The 3,747-nt window shown below is 36.4% G+C and carries 2 protein-coding genes and 2 pseudogenes; 3 read left to right on the top strand and 1 reads right to left on the bottom strand.

Annotation, left to right across the window (positions count from 1 at the left end):
- The first annotated feature begins 218 nt into the window (after positions 1-218).
- Entirely contained in the window at positions 219-938 is a 720-nt protein-coding gene (locus FTU12_RS16145; protein WP_087554354.1) for a phytanoyl-CoA dioxygenase family protein, read from the top strand.
- A gap of 173 nt (positions 939-1,111) precedes the next feature.
- Here FTU12_RS16145 and FTU12_RS16140 read toward each other — a convergent pair.
- Positions 1,112-1,492: pseudogene (locus tag FTU12_RS16140) on the bottom strand (flavodoxin family protein); the annotation flags it as partial.
- Positions 1,493-1,784: 292 nt separating this feature from the next.
- Here FTU12_RS16140 and FTU12_RS16135 point away from each other — a divergent pair.
- The gene (locus tag FTU12_RS16135; RefSeq protein ID WP_020847111.1) at positions 1,785-1,964 is read left to right on the top strand and encodes a hypothetical protein; all 180 of its coding nucleotides are present in this window, start codon (positions 1,785-1,787) and stop codon (positions 1,962-1,964) included.
- A 591-nt stretch (positions 1,965-2,555) separates the two neighbouring features.
- Positions 2,556-3,482: pseudogene (gene repM, locus FTU12_RS16130) on the top strand (replication initiation protein RepM); the annotation flags it as partial.
- Between the last annotated feature and the right edge of the window lie 265 nt (positions 3,483-3,747).

Genomic DNA, 3,747 nt, shown 5'->3' with positions numbered 1-3,747 from the left:
GAATCACCTAATGATTTTATGCAACGGCTTTGCATCATGCTAAAAGACCCAAAACAGCAACTTCAATTTTACGATTTCCTAAAATCTAATCCTTGAGTTTCCCCCTCTACTGCATATAATGGCTCGATTTGGGTGTTGGAAGATGGAAAAAATGCTGGTTTATTAAGGCTATTGCCTAAGTAGAGCTGATTGAATCTTAGGGATTGGAAATTTTTAAAATGAATCATAATGGAGCCGATTTGGATCAAATAAAGTTAAAACAAATTAAAACTGACTTAAGTGTTGATGGAATTGTTAAGCTATCTCAGTTTATTGATAAAAAAGAAGTAAATTTAATCAAAGAGAGTTTGGTTGAAGAACTGAAACGTTTAAAAATTTATGAAAATAATAAAATAATCTCTAAAGAATTGAAAAAATTGAGTCATTTTCAACAGATTGTCATGTTGTCCAGAACAGTTAAACAGCCAAAAACTTTAGAAAAATATTCAGATATTTTGGGTGAAGTTGTATTCAAAATTTTTGCTAAAAAGTTTTACTCTGATCAGAAACAGCAACTTCTACTGACATTACCTCAACAGGAAAAATGGACACTGAATGATTTAAAATGGCATGTCGATTCACATTCAACAGCTTTTGAGTCACTGCAATTTTTTTTAATCATTGATGATATTCAACCTCATGGTGGTGGAACTCTAGTTTTGAAAGGTTCACATCATTTAACTGAACGATCTTCTTCAAGTCAGCTGAATCATTTATTGAGTACGAAAATATTAAATCAGCCTTTTGATTTTCAGAATAAAAAATTAGAGATCATTGAATTAACTGGCGTACAAGGGGATGTGTATTTAATGGATATGAGGGTTATTCATTCTCCAGCGATAAATGCTGCAAAAAAGATAAGAATGATGGCAACGTATAGATATTTTCAGAATTTGTAAGATAAATAAAGAAAACCCATCATCCTGACAGGATCTTCTTCATAAGAGATATTCCTAATCCATGCTGACATTCACATAGAAAAGAAACTATTGATAACACCTAATGTTTTTAATGTAGTAATGCCCGAGATTAAAAAACATATGGAAATTAAAGACTAGACTCTTTCATTTGATCATGTTCCTTGATATGCATTTAAGCGAAATGCAAAGTTTTGTCCAAATAACTGAGCGGTTTTAATATCGCCAATATCAAAAGCATCTGCCGCACTGGCATGTTCGGCTTGTGCCATAAGACCAGACCATGAGCCGAGACGATTGGCTGCTTGCGTATACGGAACACCTTGATGTTGCTCAGGTAAAATAGGGTTGCCGACCCATACCATACCGTGTTGCATCGAAAAGGTGAAAAGCGAAATCAGGGTCGATTGCTTATCCCCAGCAGGTAATGAGGAAACAGTAAATCCTGCGGCTAATTTTCCTTTAAAAGCCTGCTTCTTCCATAATGGACCTGTGGCATCCATGAGTTGTTTAAAAGTGCCAGAGACACCACCTAAAAAAGATTTCAAAACGCCCCAACTTTTGGGGCTTATTTTTATCTTTTTCAGAGGCCGTTTTTTTGTTTCTCGGAGAGAAACGCGGAAGCGTGCATTCCCTCCTGCTGTCGGAAAATGATAAATCCCCCAAACCGCTAAAAGTTGCCGATCGGCAACTTTTAAAATATCAAATTTTCACACATGGCTTAAAACCGCCTAAAATCGCCTTTAAGCGCACTTTTCTTCAAAACAGGGAAATCTAGCTAAACAGGGCTAAAAACGCCAATAAACGCAAAATAGGAGCATTTAGACCATGAAATTGAGTGATGCTGAAAAAAATAATCGTTTGTCAGAGGTGTTTTTAAAGAAATCAGATCGAGAATATTACGATTTAGAAATCACTGAAGATCATCAAAAACTTTATGATCAGTACGTTTCAGGTGATTTAAACAAGCAAGATTTTGAAGAACAACTAAACAAATTGATCAAGTAACCGAGCGAGTGTCTACGAGCGACTGAGCATTATAAAAATTTGCCCCTGCCTTTTCCCTGATTACAAGCTCCCTGTTGCTTCATAACGAGATTTACAGAGCAAAGCGACTGTAGCCACTGGCTCCATGACGAGCGAAGCGAGCATAAAGCTTTATGAGCGAAGCGAATCCATTCTTGTTTTTAGCGTCCTAGCCGGTCTTTGAAAAAAACTGCCCCCAGGAATCGAGCGCAGCGAGATTCAATAGAGTTTGAGCGAAGCGAAAACATAGGGCAGTTTTAAATGCCGTTTTTAATTTTTTTGGGCTTTTAATAATAAAAAAGCTTTTAAATGCTTTTAAGCAGTCTGAAAGCATTGATATACGTGCGTTTCAGAGGACATAAGACGACACTTAGTGTGCTAAAAGACGACACTTAGTGTGCTAGAAATTCTCAATAAGACGACACTTAGTGTGCTTTGAAAGACAAAATAAAACATGTCGTTTTAAGCACGTTTAGTTTGCAAGATGCGACAAAATAAAATATGTCTGCTTATTGCTTCTTGATAAGGCTTCACATAAGATCAATAAGACGACATAATAAAATAAGACGCTATATGAAAGATTTAATTGTGAAAGATAACGCTTTAATTAATGCCAGCTACAATCTTGACCTAGTGGAACAACGGTTAATTCTTTTAGCAATAATTGAAGCCCGTGAAAGTGGTAAAGGTATTAATGCGAATGACCCTTTAACTATTCACGCAGAGAGCTATATCAACCACTTTGATGTATTGAAAAATGGTGCTTATCAAGCACTAAAAGAAGCCTGTAAAGACTTGTTTGCTCGTCAATTTAGCTATCAAGAACCAAGAGGAAAAGGAGTAGCTCATATTACCTCACGTTGGGTTTCTCAAATTGCATACATCGAAAAAACGGCATCTGTTGAGTTAATTTTTTCACCTGCAATTATCCCTTTAATAACTCGGCTAGAAAAACAATTTACGAGCTATGAGTTAGAGCAAGTAAAAGGGCTTTCCACTGGCTACGCCATTAGACTTTATGAACTTTTGATTGCTTGGCGTAGTAGTGGGAAAACACCAATTATTGAGCTAAGTGAGTTCAGAGAAAGATTGGGAGTATTAGAAAGTGAATATCATCGAATGCACGACTTTAAAAAGCGTGTTTTAGAACCATCATTAAAGCAAATCAATGAAAATACAGATATTACTGTCAAAGAAGAACAGCACAAAAGAGGACGTAATATTATTGGTTTTTCATTCCGATTTAAACAGAAGGCACAGCCAAAAAAACAACAAAAAACCGACCCTAAACGAGATCCAAACACACCTGATTTCTTTGTCGAAATGACCGATGCACAACGGCATTTGTTTGCACACAAATTATCTGAACTGCCCGAAGTTGGTAGCGAATATGCAGAGATCGGAGAGTCATCCGAAGACTTTACGAAACGCCTTGCAGACATGCTTTTAGAGCCAAAAAAATTCAGGATGTTTTATCCGCTACTGGAACAGCTCGGCTTTGGTTCTAAGAAAATACAATCAGCACCAATCAAACAGGTCGATGAACCTAAGTTTATAGATTTTCCAAATATGCAGATCAACCGAATTTCTTACGGCATGTCCAGAAATAAAAAATTCAAACATTTGAAGCAAGAGAATGAATCACCTAATGATTTTATGCAACGGCTTTGCATCATGCTAAAAGACCCAAAACAGCAACTTCAATTTTACGATTTCCTAAAATCTAATCCTTGAGTTTCCCCCTCTACTGCATATAATGGCTCGA

It is taken from the genome of Acinetobacter sp. YH12063 (genome assembly GCF_013419715.1).
Taxonomy (GTDB): domain Bacteria; phylum Pseudomonadota; class Gammaproteobacteria; order Pseudomonadales; family Moraxellaceae; genus Acinetobacter; species Acinetobacter amyesii.
This window is presented reverse-complemented; position numbering and strand designations above follow the sequence as displayed.

What these genes read in the sequence shown, in the direction of transcription:
- FTU12_RS16145 (WP_087554354.1), top strand. Translation starts at nt 219, where the DNA reads ATGAATCATAATGGAGCCGATTTGGATCAAATAAAGTTAAAACAAATT.
- FTU12_RS16135 (WP_020847111.1), top strand. Translation starts at nt 1,785, where the DNA reads ATGAAATTGAGTGATGCTGAAAAAAATAATCGTTTGTCAGAGGTGTTT.